The organism is Actimicrobium sp. CCC2.4 (assembly GCF_034347385.1).
Taxonomy (GTDB): domain Bacteria; phylum Pseudomonadota; class Gammaproteobacteria; order Burkholderiales; family Burkholderiaceae_D; genus Actimicrobium.
In genome coordinates, this window is sequence record NZ_CP133777.1 from 682,299 (window position 1) to 698,483 (window position 16,185).

14 protein-coding genes are annotated in these 16,185 nt (G+C 61.8%); 9 read left to right on the forward strand and 5 right to left on the reverse strand.

The window, feature by feature from the left end; translation table 11 throughout:
* Window positions 1-17: 17 nt before the first annotated feature.
* From RHM62_RS03225 to RHM62_RS03240, 4 genes are all read left to right on the forward strand, one after another.
* A complete protein-coding gene (locus RHM62_RS03225; RefSeq protein ID WP_416172310.1) occupies window positions 18-989 on the forward strand; it encodes a complex I NDUFA9 subunit family protein in 972 nt (323 codons plus the stop codon).
* A 30-nt stretch (window positions 990-1,019) separates the two neighbouring features.
* Window positions 1,020-1,745, forward strand: coding sequence for a glutathione S-transferase family protein (locus tag RHM62_RS03230; protein WP_322124141.1), 726 nt, complete (start codon window positions 1,020-1,022; stop codon window positions 1,743-1,745).
* Window positions 1,746-2,912: a multifunctional CCA addition/repair protein gene (locus tag RHM62_RS03235; RefSeq protein ID WP_322124142.1), complete on the forward strand. Its 1,167-nt coding sequence runs from the start codon at window positions 1,746-1,748 to the stop codon at window positions 2,910-2,912.
* Between the two features lie 85 nt (window positions 2,913-2,997).
* Window positions 2,998-3,678 carry a GNAT family N-acetyltransferase gene (locus RHM62_RS03240; RefSeq protein ID WP_322124143.1) on the forward strand — a complete coding sequence of 227 codons (681 nt, stop codon included), beginning with the start codon at window positions 2,998-3,000 and terminating at the stop codon, window positions 3,676-3,678.
* Window positions 3,679-3,696: 18 nt separating this feature from the next.
* On the opposite strand, the gene RHM62_RS03245 is transcribed toward RHM62_RS03240, so the two are convergent.
* Window positions 3,697-4,200 carry an Lrp/AsnC family transcriptional regulator gene (locus RHM62_RS03245; RefSeq protein ID WP_322124144.1) on the reverse strand — a complete coding sequence of 168 codons (504 nt, stop codon included), beginning with the start codon at window positions 4,198-4,200 and terminating at the stop codon, window positions 3,697-3,699.
* A 127-nt stretch (window positions 4,201-4,327) separates the two neighbouring features.
* Here RHM62_RS03245 and hppD point away from each other — a divergent pair, with 127 nt between their 5' ends.
* The 3 genes from hppD (at window position 4,328) to RHM62_RS03260 (ending at window position 10,054) form a co-directional block, all read left to right on the forward strand.
* Window positions 4,328-5,434, forward strand: a complete 1,107-nt coding sequence (gene hppD / locus RHM62_RS03250) for a 4-hydroxyphenylpyruvate dioxygenase (protein WP_322124145.1) — start codon at window positions 4,328-4,330, stop codon at window positions 5,432-5,434.
* A gap of 1 nt (window position 5,435) precedes the next feature.
* Complete coding sequence (gene phhA / locus RHM62_RS03255; RefSeq protein WP_322124146.1) at window positions 5,436-6,320, forward strand: phenylalanine 4-monooxygenase; 885 nt, start codon at window positions 5,436-5,438, stop codon at window positions 6,318-6,320.
* A gap of 113 nt (window positions 6,321-6,433) precedes the next feature.
* Window positions 6,434-10,054 (forward strand): indolepyruvate ferredoxin oxidoreductase family protein, encoded by a 3,621-nt coding sequence (locus RHM62_RS03260; protein WP_322124147.1) that lies wholly within the window; start codon window positions 6,434-6,436, stop codon window positions 10,052-10,054.
* 150 nt (window positions 10,055-10,204) lie between these two features.
* Here RHM62_RS03260 and queC read toward each other — a convergent pair whose 3' ends face one another.
* The 3 genes from queC to RHM62_RS03275 form a co-directional block, all read right to left on the reverse strand.
* Window positions 10,205-10,918: a 7-cyano-7-deazaguanine synthase QueC gene (queC, locus tag RHM62_RS03265; RefSeq protein WP_322124148.1), complete on the reverse strand. Its 714-nt coding sequence runs from the start codon at window positions 10,916-10,918 to the stop codon at window positions 10,205-10,207.
* Between the two features lie 116 nt (window positions 10,919-11,034).
* Window positions 11,035-11,799, reverse strand: coding sequence for a DUF3108 domain-containing protein (locus RHM62_RS03270; RefSeq protein ID WP_322124149.1), 765 nt, complete (start codon window positions 11,797-11,799; stop codon window positions 11,035-11,037).
* A 24-nt stretch (window positions 11,800-11,823) separates the two neighbouring features.
* Complete coding sequence (locus tag RHM62_RS03275) at window positions 11,824-12,909, reverse strand: DUF3108 domain-containing protein (RefSeq protein ID WP_322124150.1); 1,086 nt, start codon at window positions 12,907-12,909, stop codon at window positions 11,824-11,826.
* A 100-nt stretch (window positions 12,910-13,009) separates the two neighbouring features.
* Between RHM62_RS03275 and RHM62_RS03280 the strand changes: the two genes are divergently transcribed.
* Window positions 13,010-14,269, forward strand: a complete 1,260-nt coding sequence (locus RHM62_RS03280) for a branched-chain amino acid ABC transporter substrate-binding protein (RefSeq protein WP_322124151.1) — start codon at window positions 13,010-13,012, stop codon at window positions 14,267-14,269.
* Between the two features lie 58 nt (window positions 14,270-14,327).
* The gene (locus RHM62_RS03285; protein ID WP_322124152.1) at window positions 14,328-14,924 is read left to right on the forward strand and encodes a PhaM family polyhydroxyalkanoate granule multifunctional regulatory protein; all 597 of its coding nucleotides are present in this window, start codon (window positions 14,328-14,330) and stop codon (window positions 14,922-14,924) included.
* 7 nt (window positions 14,925-14,931) lie between these two features.
* Here the strand turns inward: RHM62_RS03285 and RHM62_RS03290 are convergent, their stop codons facing one another.
* Complete coding sequence (locus RHM62_RS03290) at window positions 14,932-16,167, reverse strand: MFS transporter (RefSeq protein ID WP_416172311.1); 1,236 nt, start codon at window positions 16,165-16,167, stop codon at window positions 14,932-14,934.
* Between the last annotated feature and the right edge of the window lie 18 nt (window positions 16,168-16,185).

A 16,185-nucleotide genomic window follows, 5' to 3' on the forward strand; every position in this document is an offset into this window, starting at 1 on the left:
GACAAACTGTCATGACCATGCACCACTGCAACGTCCTGGTACTCGGCGGCACCGGCTTCGTCGGTTCGCACCTGGTAGCCCAGCTGGTCGCCCAGGGCCGACACGTTATCGTGCCGACCCGGCGTGCGATCCGCGCGCGCCATCTGGCCGTGCTGCCGACTGTCGAAATCGTCGAAACCGACATTCACCAGGAACAGGCGCTGGCCCGGCTGATGGGGCGCACTGATGCCGTCATCAATCTGGTGGGCATCCTGCATTCGCGTCCCGTTAATGGTGGCGCAGCCAGCTACGGGCCTGATTTCGCGCGGGCCCATGTCGAGTTGCCTATCCGTATCGTCGCCGCGTGCGGCGTGGCCGGCGTCAAACGCTCCCTGCACATGAGTGCGCTGGGGACCGATCGCAATGCGCCATCAATGTACTTGCGCTCGAAGGCCGCCGGCGAAGATGCCGCACTGTCGCATCCTGCAGTGGCCACGACGGTATTCCGGCCATCGGTGGTGTTCGGCGAAGACGACGCCTTCCTCAACATGTTTGCCGCGATGCAGCGCTGGTTTCCGGTCATTCCGCTCGGCGGTGCCGATGCGCGCTTCCAGCCTATTTATGTCGAAGATGTGGCGCAGGCCTTTGTCAATGCCCTCGACAACCAGCACACGGTTGGTAAGGTCTATGAACTTGGTGGTCCCGAAGTGTTCACCTTGCGCGAGCTGGTGCAGCTGGCCGGACGCGCGTCCGGTCATCCGCGTCCGGTGATCGGCTTGCCGCCGGCACTGGCGCGCCTGCAGGCGCTGGTGCTCGAATTCGCCCCGGGCGGTCCGGTCATGAGCCGCGATAATCTCGACTCCATGAAAGCCGACAACGTCACGCGCGGACCGATTTCGCCGGAGCTTGGCGTGACACCGCAGGCGCTCGAAGCCATCGCGGCGCGCTATCTCGGCGAGGCCGGCGCGCGCAGTCGTTTCGACCAGTACCGTGTGCGCGCCAAGCGCTGATTCCTCTCTTCTCACCAACCCGGACCTCGCATGCAAGCTACCGAACTCGATCCTACGTTGTCACAAACCCTGGCCGACGCCGGCAGGATGCCGCTCAAGCTGGTCATTGCCAACAAGCGCTACTCGTCATGGTCGATGCGGCCATGGCTGGTACTGAAAGCCTTCGGCATCGCCTTCGAAGAAGCCTGCATCGGTCTGGGTCGCCCCGATACCTCGCTGCAGATTTCACATTACTCGGCAGCCGGCCGGGTGCCGGTGCTGCTGGCCGGCGACATCGCGGTCTGGGATTCGCTGGCGATCTGCGAATACCTGGCCGAACAGTTCCCCGAAAAAGCGATGTGGCCAACCGACGTTGCAGCGCGTGCGATGGCGCGTTCCATCTGCGCCGAAATGCATGGCGGCTTCACCGGCTTGCGTTCGTCAATGTGGATGAACATCGGAGCGAGTTTTCCCGGCAAAGGCCGCACGCCGGAGGCGCAGTCGGATATCGGCCGCATCAGCGAAATCTGGGAAACCTGCCTGACGCAGTCCGGCCATCATCAATTCCTGTTCGGGGCGTTCTCGATTGCCGACGCCTACTACGCGCCGGTCGTGATGCGCCTGCAGATCTACGGCGTCTCGATGGCACCGGCCTTGCAGGCTTACGCCGACCGTGTCGCGGCCCATCCGGCAGTCGCGCAATGGATCGCCGAGGCCCTGCTCGAAACCGATCGCGTCGACAAATACGAGACCTACCCGGACCTGCCGGCTGCCTGAATGCAGATCTATACCGTTGGCGGTGCGGTGCGCGACGCTTTGCTCGGGTTGCCGGTCAAGGACCGGGATTACGTGGTCGTTGGTGCCACGCCCGAGGCCATGGTGGCGCTCGGCTACACGCCGGTCGGCAAGGATTTTCCGGTCTTCCTGCACCCGAAAACGCACGAAGAATACGCACTGGCGCGCACCGAGCGCAAGACCGCGCCCGGCTATCGGGGTTTCGTCTTCCACGCCGCCGGCGATGTCACGCTGGAACAAGACCTGGTGCGGCGCGACCTGACCATCAATGCGATCGCGCAGGCCGTTGATGGCACGCTGGTCGACCCGTACGGCGGACGTGCCGACCTCGCCGCCAAACTGTTTCGTCATGTCTCCGCTGCCTTTGCCGAAGACCCGGTACGCATCCTGCGCGTGGCCCGGTTTGCCGCCCGCTTCACCGGATTTTCGGTCGCACCCGACACCAACCTGCTGATGCAGAACATGGTCGCCACGGGCGAAGTCGATGCACTGGTGCCCGAGCGGGTCTGGCAGGAACTGGCGCGCGGATTGATGGAGCAGCAACCATCCCGGATGTTAGACGTGCTGCGCGATTGCGGCGCACTGGCGCGCTTGCTGCCGGAGTTGGATGCGGGGGGGGCGTTGATGCCGCTGCTCGATCAGGCGGCGCAGCAGGGGGTTGCATTACCGCTGCGGGTTGCCGTGCTGCTGCATGATCCGGCAGGCGACGCAGCCGCGCGGAAACAACGCGTAGACGCCATCGCCATTCGCCTGAAAATGCCGGTGGAATGCCGCGACCTGGCTGTGATGGTGACGCGGGATTACCACGCTGTTGCCGGTGCGCTGGCATTGTCCGCCGAAGCCATCGTGAGCTTGATAGAGCGCAGCGACGGCTTGCGCAAACCGCAGCGGTTTGCCGACATGGTGATGGCGGTGCGCTGCCTCGTAGCTGTCAACGACGCGCGTTCCGCAGACGATTTTCCGCAAGCGGCGTTTCTCGCCGATGCGCTGGAAGCGGCCCGCGGCGTGCCTGCCGGCGTGATCGCTGCCGGCCTTGGCGCGCAGTCGCAAGCCATTGCACAGGCCGTTCGGATTGCGCGCGTCGCGGCAGTGGCACGTCGCTTGGAGGCGGGTGGCCCGATCGGCGCTGCATCGCAACGCAATAACTGAGACAGTTCAAGCCGCTCGGTAAAACATGGCCTACAATGCGTTGGTGCACTGCACCACAGCCCGCGCATTTTTTACAGGAACCCCCATGAACCCATCGGTAATTTTTGCTTCCGATCATCCTTTCGCTGGCACTCATCCTGACGTCCAGCTGACCGTTCGTGTCAAAGAGTTGTCCGAGCGCGACCGCCGTCGCATGCTGATGCACTTCCTGGCGCTGGCCGACAGTGATCGCTTGCTGCGCTTCGGCACGACACTGCCCGACGAACTCATTACCCGCTATGTCCAGAAACTTGATTTTGTCCGCGACACCGTGTTTGGCGTCTACGACAACAACCTGAGGCTCATTGGCGTCGGTCATCTGGGTTTTGCGCCGCGCGACGCACTGCCAGCAGGGGCCGATGCCACCACCAAGGAGCGCGTTGCCGAGTTTGGCCTGTCGGTTTCCGAATCGGCACGCGGCATGGGCGTCGGGACTAAATTGTTCGAGCGTGCGGCGATCCACTGCCGCAACGCCGATGTTGACACGCTGTACATGCACTGTCTGTCGTCGAACCGGACCATGATCCGGATCGCCCACAAGGCCGGCATGCAAATACGTCGTTCGTACGGCGAAGCTGACGCCTACTTGAAGTTGCTACCGGCGAATGTCTCGAGCGTCATGCTCGAAGCCGTGCAGGAGCAGGTTGCCCAGTTCGACTATGCGTATAAAGCGAACAACCGGGCCGCGATCAAATGGTTCAACAATTACCTTCCGGGATTCAAGTAAGGCTTTGCAGAGTGTCCGTCAGCGCAGCGGCAGCGCCGTCGTATCCTTGATGCGCTGCAATGCAAAGCTCGATTTGGCATCCAGTACCGCCGGATGGCGCAGCAGCGTTTCCATCATGAAGCGCGAAAAATGTTCCATGTCTTCGACATGGACCCGCAACAGATAATCCATCTCGCCGGTCATCGCATAGCAGGCCGCCACTTCAGGCCAGTGCGCCACCGATTCGGCGAAATCGCTGCGCGGCGAGCGGGCACCGGACGGCGCGGTGGCCATCGCGGCATCGCTATTCCTGCCGAGTCGCACATTGACATACGCGAGCAGGCCGAGGCCGATTTTTTCGGGGGCCAGCAGTGCCACATATTGCCGGATCACGCCGGCTTCTTCGAGTCGGCGGATACGTCGCAAGCACGGCGAAGGCGACAAATTGACCCGTTCTGCCACCTCCTGATTCGATAGCCGGCCATCGTTCTGCAGGATCGCCAGGATCTTGCGGTCAGTCTTGTCCAGCGCAATTGACGCCATAAATCACCTCGATATCCAATATGCCGGCAATTTTATTGCGGACAGCCCGCGCCCGGTAAATTCATTCGCAATTTTCTGCCGTCGGGCTCGACCTATACTGAGGGACAAATTACAGTCAGGAGACAGCATGCAATTCCAACCTTGGGACAACCCGATGGGCACCGACGGTTTCGAGTTCATCGAGTACGCGGCACCGGACCCGAAAGCGCTAGGCGCACTGTTCGAACAAATGGGCTTCAGCGCGATCGCCCGCCACCGTCACAAGGATGTGACGCTGTACCGGCAGGGCGAGATCAACTTCATCATCAACGGCGAGCAGGATTCATTTGCGCAGCGCTTTGCGCGCCAGCACGGTCCGTCGATCTGCGCGATTGCCTTTCGCGTCGACGATGCCGCCTACGCCTACAAGCGCGCGCTCGAACTCGGTGCCTGGGGTTTCGATAACCGCACCGGTCCGATGGAACTCAATATCCCCGCCATCAAGGGCATCGGCGATTCGCTGATCTACTTCGTCGATCGCTGGCGTGGCAAGACCGATGGCGTCATCGGCGACATCAGCATCTATGACGTCGACTTCGTCGCCATCCCCGGTGCGGTTGCCAATCCGGTCGGCAATGGCCTGACCTACATCGATCACCTGACTCACAACGTCCATCGCGGCCGCATGAAAGAGTGGGCCGAATTTTACGAAAACCTGTTCGGTTTCCGCGAGGTCCGCTACTTCGATATCGAAGGCAAGCACACCGGCCTGAAATCAAAAGCGATGACCTCGCCGTGCGGCAAGATCCGCATCCCGATCAATGAGTCGTCAGACGACAAATCGCAGATTGCCGAATACCTCGACCTGTATCGCGGCGAAGGCATCCAGCACATTGCGCTCGGTACCGACGACATCTACGGCACCGTCGAGCAGATGGAAACGCAGCAAGTCCAGTTCCAGAAAACCATCGCCACCTACTACGACCTGATCGACCGGCGCTTGCCCGGTCATGGCGAAAACCTGGTCGAACTGCGTCGCCTCAATATCCTCGTCGATGGCACCAGCAGCGCGACCGAGCGCGAATTGCTGCTACAGATTTTTACCCAGACCGTGATCGGGCCGATCTTCTTCGAGATCATCCAGCGCAAGGGTGACCAGGGTTTCGGCGAAGGCAATTTCCGCGCGCTGTTCGAGTCGATCGAGCTCGACCAGATCCGTCGTGGTGTATTGAATGTTGATAGTGCAGGGAGCTGATATGGGTGCCATCGAACGGGCAATCGGGCAGGAAGAATTTTTCAAGACACTGGATGACAAGTCTGATGGCGGCAAATTGCGCGGTGATTATTCCCGTGCCGACGCGCAGTACGTCGTGGCCCAGCAGTGGGATGCTTACACCGAAGCACAGCATGAATTATGGCGCCGGCTCTACGACCGGCAAGTGCGCCTGCTGCCGGGACGGGCTTGCGATGTCTTCATCGACAGCTTGAAAAAAATGGATGCCGCCGACAGTATTCCGGACTTCGTGCGGACCTCGGCGCAGCTGATGGCGGCGACCGGATGGACGCTCGTGGCGGTGCCGGGACTGGTGCCGGACTTCACGTTTTTCGAGCATCTGGCGAACCGGCGTTTTCCGGTCACGGTCTGGCTGCGCGAACCGGAAGAGTTCGATTACATCGCCGAGCCGGATGTGTTCCATGACTTTTTTGGCCACGTGCCGCTGCTGTTCAATCCGGTCTTTGCCGACCATTTGCAGGAATACGGCAAGGGCGGACTGAAGGCGATGCCGCTCGATGGCCTGACCAATCTGGGACGCCTGTACTGGTACACGGTCGAGTTCGGCCTGATCCGTACCGATGCCGGTCTGCGTGCGTACGGTGCCGGCATTTTGTCCTCGGGCGGCGAAATCGAACACTGCCTGAGCAGCCCGCAACCACGTCGGATCCGCTTCGATGCCGAGCGCGTCATGCGCACCGGCTACAAGATCGATTCGTATCAGGAAACCTATTTTGTCATCGACAGTTTCGAGCAATTATTTGCCGATACGGCACCGGATTTCACGCCGATTTATGCGCGCCTGAAAGACGTCGAAGCACTGCCTGCCGATACCCTGCTGGCCGGGGAGGTCGATCAAACTGTGTAACACCGTTGGCCCCGTGTAGAATAAAAAACCGACTGACGGTCCACAAGACCCGAAGAAGTCCAGACCGCGACACGATCGCATCCAAGAACATAATTTTTGGTACGGAGACAAGCATGAATGCACCCCTGAAGCCCGAGCAGTCGTTGGCACCGGTCACTACGACCACGCCAACGCCGATCTCGCTGGACGACAAATACACGCTGGATCGCGGCCGCGCGTTTATCACCGGCACGCAGGCGATGATCCGGCTGCCGATGCTGCAGCGCCAGCGCGACGTGCGCGCCGGCCTCAATACCGCCGGCTTCATCACCGGCTATCGCGGGTCCCCGCTGGGTAGCGTCGACATGACCGCTGCCAAAGCCAAAAAGTACCTGGACGCCAATCACATCAAATTCCACCCCGGCATGAACGAAGACCTGGCCGCGACCAGTGTCTGGGGTACGCAGCAAGTCAACCTGTTTCCCGGTGCGCAATACGATGGCGTGTTCGGTCTGTGGTACGGCAAAGGCCCCGGCGTAGACCGCTGCGGCGATGTCTTCAAGCATGCCAACATGGCTGGTACCTCCAAACATGGCGGCGTGCTGGTGCTGGCCGGCGACGACCATGCCGCCAAATCCTCGACCACCGCGCATCAAAGCGAACACATCCTGAAAGCCTGCGGCATCCCGGTGCTGTATCCGTCGTCGGTGCAGGAATATCTCGACTACGGCTTGCATGGCTGGGCCATGAGCCGCTTCACCGGTTTGTGGGTCTCGCTCAAATGCGTGACCGATATCGTCGAATCGGGCGCCTCGGTCGACCTCGATCCGGACCGCGTGCAGATCGTGCTGCCGACCGACCTGGCTTTGCCTGCCGATGGCCTGAACATCCGCTGGCCCGATGCCGTGCTGGATCAGGAAGCGCGGATGAACAACTTCAAGTGGTACGCGGCGCTGGCCTATGCGCGCGTCAATAAGCTCAATAAAATCATCTGGGACAGCCCGCACGCGCGGATCGGCATCATCACGGCCGGCAAGTCCTACCTCGATACACGCCAGGCGCTGGCTGACCTCGGCATCGACGAAACCATCGCCCGCGACATCGGCATCCGCCTGTTCAAGGTCGGCATGACCTGGCCGCTGGAAGCGCAGGGTGTGCGCGAATTCGCGCAGGGCCTCGAAGAAATCCTGGTGGTCGAAGAAAAGCGCCAGATCCTCGAATACCAGGTCAAGGAAGAGCTGTACAACTGGCGCGATGATGTCCGTCCGCGCGTGGTCGGCAAGTTCGACGACACCGGTGAATGGAGTAACTCGCCCGGCATGGGCCACGGCGACTGGTTGCTGCCGGCGACTTATGAACTCAATCCGGCGCAGATCGCGCGCGCGATTGCGTCCCGCATCAGCAAGTACTTCGCCGGCCATCCGGTCGCGCAGCGGGTGCAGGAACGCATCGCTTATCTCGAAGCCAAGGAAGCCGTGCTGAAGGTCAGCGCCAAACCCGATCCGGCCAAGGATCGTATCCCGCATTTCTGCTCCGGTTGCCCGCACAACACCTCCACCAAGGTGCCTGAAGGCAGTCGCGCGCTGGCCGGCATCGGCTGCCATTACATGGTGCTGTGGATGGACCGCGAGACATCGACTTTCACCCACATGGGTGCCGAAGGCACGACCTGGATCGGCCATGCGCCGTTCACCAGCGAACAGCACGTGTTCACCAATCTTGGCGATGGCACCTACTTCCATTCCGGCTTGCTGGCGATCCGTGCTTCGGTCGCAGCCAAGGTCAACATGACCTACAAGATTCTGTACAACGATGCAGTCGCGATGACCGGCGGCCAGACCGTCGATGGCCCGATCGACCCCGGCATGATCTCGCGCCAGATCGCCGCCGAAGGTGTCGGCCCGATCATCGTCGTCACCGACGAGCCCGACAAATACCCGTCCGGTTACGCCTGGGCCGACGGCGTGACCGTCCGCCATCGCAGCGAACTCGATGCGGTACAGCGCGAACTGCGCGAGTGCAAGGGCATCTCGGCGATGATTTACGACCAGACCTGCGCCTCCGAAAAACGCCGCCGCCGGAAGCGCAACGAGTACCCGGACCCGGCCAAGCGCGCTGTCATCAACGAAGCCGTTTGTGAAGGCTGCGGCGATTGCAGCGTGCAATCGAATTGCCTGTCGGTCGAGCCGCTGGAAACCGAATTCGGTCGCAAGCGCCAGATCAACCAGTCCTCGTGCAACAAGGATTTTTCGTGCGTCACCGGCTTCTGCCCGAGCTTCGTTACGGTCGAAGGCGGCCAGTTGAGGAAGCCGAAAAAAGTCACCGTCTCGAAAGACCCGGCGAGTGTTCCTGCGATGGTCCTGCCGCAGCCGATCCTGCCGACCACGGTCACGCCGTATGGCATTCTGGTCGCCGGCATCGGTGGCACCGGTGTCGTCACGGTCGGCCAGATCCTGGCGATGGCGGCGCACATCGAAGGCAAGGGTTGCTCGGTACTCGACATGAGCGGACTGGCGCAAAAGGGCGGGCCGGTGATGTCGCATGTGCGGCTGGCCGACCATCCCGACGACATCCATTCGACCCGCGTTGGCACCGGTGCCTCGGACCTCGTGATCGGTTGCGACGTCATCGTTGCCGCCAGCCGTGATGCCTTGTCGCGGATGGGCGAAGGACGCACCTACGCGGTCATCAATTCGACCAGCACGCCGACCGCGGCTTTCGTCAAGAACCCCGACTGGCAATATCCGGGCGACGCCGCCGAAGCGCAATTGCGCGCCGCCTGCGGGAATGACCGGGTTGACTTTGTTGATGCCGGCAAGATCGCCACCGCACTGATGGGCGACACGATCGCGACCAACATGTTCATGCTCGGCTATGCGTGGCAAAAAGGGCAGGTGCCATTGAGTGAAGCGGCGCTGATGCAGGCCATCACGCTCAATGGCGTGTCAGTCGACTTCAACAAGCAGTCGTTTGTCTGGGGTCGCACTGCCGCGCATGATCTGGCGGCGGTCGAAAAAATCACCCGCAGCGGTGGCACCAGCGACACGTCTGCACAAGTCATCGAATTCAAGCGCGCGCCGAATCTCGACGACCTGATCACGACGCGGGTCGCGTTTCTGACTGCCTACCAGGATGCCGGCTATGCGCAGCAGTATCGTGATTTTGTCGAGCAGGTGCGCGGTGCCGAGCAGCGCATCGCCGTGTCCGGCAAGCCATTGCGCCTGACCGAAGCGGTGGCAAAATACCTGTTCAAGCTGATGGCCTACAAGGACGAGTACGAAGTCGCGCGGCTCTACACCAACACCGTCTTCGCCAGCAAAATTGATGGCCTGTTCGAAGGCGACTACAAGATCAAATTCCACCTCGCGCCACCACTGTTTTCAAAGAAGGATGCGCAGGGTCATTTGATCAAGCAGGAATTCGGGCCGTGGATGATGAAGGCCTTCGGCGTGCTGGCGAAGTTCAAGGGTTTGCGCGGCACGACCTTCGACCTGTTTGGCTACACCGAAGAGCGCAAGACCGAGCGCGGCCTGATCGTGGCCTACCGCCAGACCATCGCAGCGCTGTTGCCGACACTGGCAACGGAGAACTTGTCCGTGGTGGTGGCCATCGCCAGCATTCCCGAAGAAATCCGTGGTTACGGCCATGTGAAGGAGCGGCATCTGGCGGCGGCGAAACTGAAGGAGGCGGGGTTGCTGGCCAGCCTGAATGCGCCGGTGATCACGACGCTGGCCAGGGGTAGTCAGACTGCCTGAAGGCGTACGGACTGACTCTCTGAAGGCGCTCGGCTTGACATCCGTTCGTCCTGAGCTTGTCGAAGGCGCACCGACCAATACGCCTTCGACAAGCTCAGGACGAACGGATATCAGTAGTTTTTCAGACCAAACGGACGGGAGTAGTTTTGCCTAAGCCTTGCTTTCCCGTTGCCGGTATCCCGCATAACCGTTGGCGCGCAGTGCGCATGCCGGACAGGTGCCGCAACCGTAGCCCCAGTCATGCAAGGTGCCACGCTCGCCCAGATAGCAGGTGTGGGTGCCGGTGCGGATCAGGTCGACCAGCGGCGCGCCGCCCAGCGACGCCGCCAGCGCCCAGGTGTCGGCTTTGTCGATCCACATCAGCGGCGTTTCCAGTTTCAGGCGCGTCGCCATGCCGAGGTTGAGCGTGACCTGCAAGGCCTTCATCGTATCGTCACGGCAATCCGGATAACCGGAAAAATCCGTTTCGCACATACCGCCGACCAGCACGTCCAGACCGCGCCGGTAGGCCAGCGTCGCCGCCACCATCATGAACAGCAAATTGCGGCCGGGCACGAAGGTGTTTGGCAGACCGTTCTCAAGCATCGCGATTTCGACATTGCTGGTCAGTGCGGTATCTGAAATTTTGCCGATCAGCGACAGGTCGATCACATGGTCCTCACCGAGCTTGCTGTCCCATCCGGACGATTGCGTGCGCAGGCTGGCCAGCACGCCCGGCCTGACCGTCATCTCGATGGCATGGCGCTGGCCGTAATCGAAGCCGATGGTTTCGACCCGGGCATAACGTTGCAATGCCCAGGCCACGCAGGTGGTGGAATCCTGGCCGCCGCTGAAAAGGACGAGGGCGCCGGTGGGGAGAGTCATGGGAGGTCCTTGTTGCGGTTGAGGGGGGAGCCTTGTCTATGCCCTGATGATGCAGCGCGGATAGTACGGGGGGCGATTATAAGTCGTGCGGTCATCGGTCGCGCCGGCGCTCCGGACTAGCTGCCCGCCTTGCCGATTTTTTCCAGCGATTGCTCGATGAAGTCGCCATCCGACTCCGAGAAGCGCAATTTCACCGGATACCATTCCAGCCCCGGTGCGAGCCAGATATCAAGCTGCTGCTCTTTTGAGTCCGGTGGCGGTGCGCGCATCACATGCACGGTACGCTGTTGGCCCAGTGCGGTGGCGAGCGATTCTTCCTTGACGACCTTGAAAATCCACGGCTCGGCATCACGCGGGCCGGCGACAAAAAATTCCCACGACGAATCGACCTTGAACGCGGCCGCATTGGCACGCGCCACCGCGATCAGTTGCCAGATCGCGCTATTGCGATCCTGCTCGCCACCGAGCAACGGAAAAGTCGCGGCAGCCGGAGCGAAACTGATTACCTTGCCGGCACGGTCGAAGGTGGTCGTGGTCGGGTCCTTGCGCCAGCGTTTTTCGGTGAACGTGGCCGGTGCCAGGCCGAAGGCATCGATGCTGCCGTCGCTGGTGGCTTCGACGATCTTGCCGACTAGCGGCGAGCGGGTTTCGGTGCTGACGCTGTATTTGCCGGGCGTGGTGCGCCACTTGACCTGCGCTTCGCCGCTGAGCGACAGGCCGCTCTGGCGGGCGCGGATTGCGTAGGTCAGATCGGCCGATGGTGGCAGCGTGAACTGGCGTTTGGGGGCGGCATGCTGGGCGCTGGCCGACAGGCTGGCGCACAGAAGCACGGTGGTGGCGAGAAGGTGTCGCAGCGGGTGTCGCAGCGGAAATGCGGTCATGAAAACTCCGTTCAACAAAAAGGGTTAGCGCTCGGCCAGCGGCGTGATCGATGACATCGTCATATCGAGATAATCGCCGTTGGTTTCGGTCTGGCGCAGCCGCACCGGATACCAGTCGCGCGAGGGTGCCAGCCAGAATTCGACCCGGGGTTCGTAGGAGCCGGATCGGGGTTGGCGCAGGAAATGCCAAGTGGCGAGCTGTTCGCCACCCAGCGCGAGGGTTTCTTCGCCGAGCGCCCGGATCTGCCAGGTTTCGGCATCACGCACGCCGGCCACGAAGATATCGAGTTCGGTGCCGGCAGCGATCTGGGCTGCATCGCCGCGTCCGATCGCGGCCAGTTGCCACACGATGCTGGCGCGGTCCTGTTCGCCGCCGGTGCGCGGATAGGTCGCGGTCGACGACGAAAAACTAATGAGCTTGGCAGCTTGCTGGAAGTGGGTATTCGTTTCGGCTTTACGGAAGCGTTTTTCGCTGTACTTCAGCGGCGCGACGCCTTGCGCATCGAGGCTGCCCTCGCTCTGGAAACGCAATACCGTGAAGAACAGTACGCCGGCTTCGCCATTGATCAGGTAATTATCGCCACTGCGCCGCCAGCCGATTTTGCCGCTGCCGTAGACGATCCTACCGTCGCGTAGTGCCTGGACAGCGTAGTTCACTTCGGCCGATGGTGGCGGCGCGGTCTTGAAGGTGCGGGCGGCGGGGGCTTCCGGTACGGGTTCGGCAAGCGGTGGCGCGGGTGGTGGCAAGACTGCTTCCGGCGTGGCGATGGCGACCGGCGCGTTATCGACCGGTGCCGGCATCGCGGGCACCCCGGCTACCTCCGTCACCTCAGTCACAATCTCCGGCGCTGCGATCACCGGAACCCGCAGCTTGCGCGGTGCGGGAGGCACCGGCACCGGCAATGGCGGCGGCGGTGGCTGCGGGCGCGCCAGTTCGGCTTGCAGCTGTATCGTCAGCACCTGCCCGTCGTGCGGACGCAGCAGTGGCGGTTTGGCGCGCGTGCTGAGCCAGTCGAAGGCCAGCAGATGCAGCAGCAGTGCCACCAGCGTCACTGTGACGGGGCGTCGCCAGCGCTGCAGCTGCTTCTCGAAGGTGGACGGATTTGTCATGGGGGCAGTGTAAACGTTGCAGCGCACACCCGGCTTGCGGCGTAACACCCTGAATCATCCCGACGCGTAAAATGCGTTCTTTTTTGAATGGGATACGCCGATGCGATCGCCAATACGACACCTGCTGCTGGCCGCCTGCCTGCTTGGCTTCGGGCTCACCACGCAGGCAGCACTGCCGCCTATCCGGATCGCGATGATCGAAGGCATGTCCGGCCCCTTCGCCAATGCCGGCGACGCCGTGCAGCGCAACGTGCAACTGGCCATCGAGGTCGTCAATGCCCGCGGTGGTGTGCGACAGAAGGACGGTCGCCACTTGCTGGAACTGAGCGTGTTCGATAACAAGCAAACCATCGATGAATCGCTGACCGCCTTGCGCCACGTGACCGACCGGCATATTCCGTTTGTCCTGCAGGGCAACAGCTCTGCGGTCGCGGCCGGCCTCATCGAGGCGATCAACAAGCACAACGATCGCAGTCCCGACAACCGCCTGCTGTTCCTGAATTATTCGGCAGTCGACCCGGTCCTGACCAATGAAAAATGCAGCTTCTGGCATTTCCGTTTCGATGCCAATGCCGACATGCGCATGCAGGCGCTCACCGATGTGATCGAGGGTGACAGCCGCGCTAGCAAGGTCTACCTGATCGGCCAGGATTACAGTTTCGGTCACCAGGTCGCCACCGCTGCGCGCAGCATGCTGGGGGCCAAGCGCCCCGATATCCGCATCGTCGGTGACGAGTTTCATCCGATCGGCAAGGTCAAGGATTTTTCGCCGTATGCCGCGAAAATCCGGGCCAGTGGGGCCGACACCGTCATCACCGGCAACTGGGGCAATGACCTCACGCTGCTGGTCAAGGCGGCGCGTGAGTCGGGCCTGAACCTGAAGTTCTACACGTTCTATGGCAATGGCCTCGGTGCCCCGGCCGCCATCGGTGACGCCGGCGTCGGGCGCGTTCGCGCGGTCGCCGAATGGCATCCGAATGTCGGCGGCGCGGCCAGCGATGCGTTTTACCAATCGTTCCGGCAACGCTATCCGCAAGCGCAGGATGATTACGTGCACCTGCGCATGCGCGTGATGATAGAGATGCTGGTCAGCGCCATCGAACAGGCCGGCAGCACGGAGGCCGCACGCGTTGCCAGAGCGCTTGAAGGCGCGCGCTTCGCCAATGGGTTTCATGACGCCACGATGCGCGCGACTGATCACCAGCTGCTCCAGCCGCTGTATGTCTCGGTGATGCAAAAGCAGGGCGAGGGCGGCGTGCGCTTCGATAACGAAGGCAGCGGTTACGGCTTCAGGACCGAGCGCTATTTGCCGATGCCGGCGACCGCGCAGCCTAGCACCTGCAAGATGACGCGCTATTGAATTGCGTGGCCGGGGCGGGGCGTTCTCTGCTAATCTCGACGCTCACTCTTGGGGACATATGATGATGAAATCTTCGATGCCGAACATGCCCGGCGCAGGCGCAATGACCGACACGCTGGAATTCATGCAAAAACTGTGGGGCGGTGTGACTTTGCCGGGCGCCAGCATGCCGGGCATGGTCATGCCGACCTTGTCGCTGGAAGAAATCAACAAGCAGATCACCGATCTGAAAGCGGTCGAAAGCTGGCTGACGCTGAACATGAACATGCTGGGTGGGACCATCAAGGCGCTGGAAGTGCAGAGCGCGACGATCTCCACGCTGCAATCGATGAGCGCCAATTTCAGCGCGGCGATGAAGCCGGCCGAACCGGACGCGCCGGCACAGCCATCGCCTTACGAAGCGTTTTTCAAGGCGACTGCGCCAGCACCTGCAACAGCACCTGCGCCCGAAGCACCGGCCGCTGCGCCGCCGATGGCCAATCCGAACGCCTGGTGGAACATGTTGCAGGAACAGTTTCAGCAAGCGGTAGCCAACGCGATTCCGCCGGAACCGGTGGCTCCTCCCAAGACGGCCAGTGCGGCCAAACCGGCCGCAGCAGCCAAGCCCCGGAACGTAAAAAAAGCCGCCGCACCGGCCAGGCCGGGCAAGGCCTGAGTCGTTATCAGGGGGCGGGTGGCGCAGCTGCCACTCGCAGCATCGGCGCCACCAGCAGCGCCAGCAACGTGCAGCCGACTGCCAGATAACCGACCACATTGAAGTGCAGGATTTCGCCGGTCGGTGCGCGCGTGATGATCAATCCGGCGACTAGCGACGCCAGTCCGGCAAACGCCATCTGCACCGATGACACCAGGCTCATGAAGGTGCCGCGTATCTGCTGCGGCGCAATCGCACTGACCATCGCCATCGCCGGCACCATCCGTCCCGGCACCAGCACAAAGAAAATCGTCGAATTGATCAGCACCAGCCACCACGCGATCGGTACCAGGTGCGTCGTGATCAGCATCGGCACCAGCGACGCCAGCGCCACGCGGCGGAAAATGGCCGGCTTGCCGTACTTGTCGGCCAGACGGCCGATTGCCTGCGACGTGAAAAAAGTCGCGGCGCCACCGCACAGATAGACCAGCGTGATGAACGATTCGGGCAAGCCGACATTGGTCGTCATGTACAGCGCGATGTACGGAATGACCGTGAAGCCGCCCAGCATCATCAGTGCGATAAACAGAAACCCCTTCAGGTGTTCCGGATGCTTGGCCACCAGAAAAATCTGCTGGAAGATGTTGCCCTGGCGTGTGTGTCGCATATGCCCGGTCAGGCTGGGCAGCAAGCGATAGCCGATCACGAAAATCACCATCGATAGCGCGACGATAAAGAAAAACGGCGCACGCCAGCCCAGTGACGGGATGTGATTTGCCAGCACCAGTCCGAGCGGCACGCCGGCCACCGTCGAGAGCGAAAACGCCGCCATCACGGTGCCCATTGCCTTGCCGCGCCGCTCGAACGGGATCACGTCAGCCACCATGGTTTGCACCATCGCACCGAGGATGCCGCCAAACGCGCCGGCCAGCGCGCGCGCCACCAGTAATTGCGGAAAGGTCTGCGCCAGCCCGCAGCACAGCGTCGCCAGCATGAACAGCACGTACAGCGCCAGCGTCAGCTTGCGCCGGTCGAAGCGTTCGATATAGGTCGCTGCCAGCAAGCCCGAGATCGCTGCCGTGAACGTGTACGACGACAGCAGCAGGCCGAACTGATGGGTATCGATCTGCAGCACCCGGATCAGTTGCGGACCGAGCGGCATCATGATCATGAAGTCGAGGATGTGCGTGAACTGGATGCCGGCCAGCGTCAGCAGGACCAGCCATTCTTTGCGGGGAGTCAGTCGGGTCGGGGGTGTAGTCACGGTGTAGTGCGGATCATC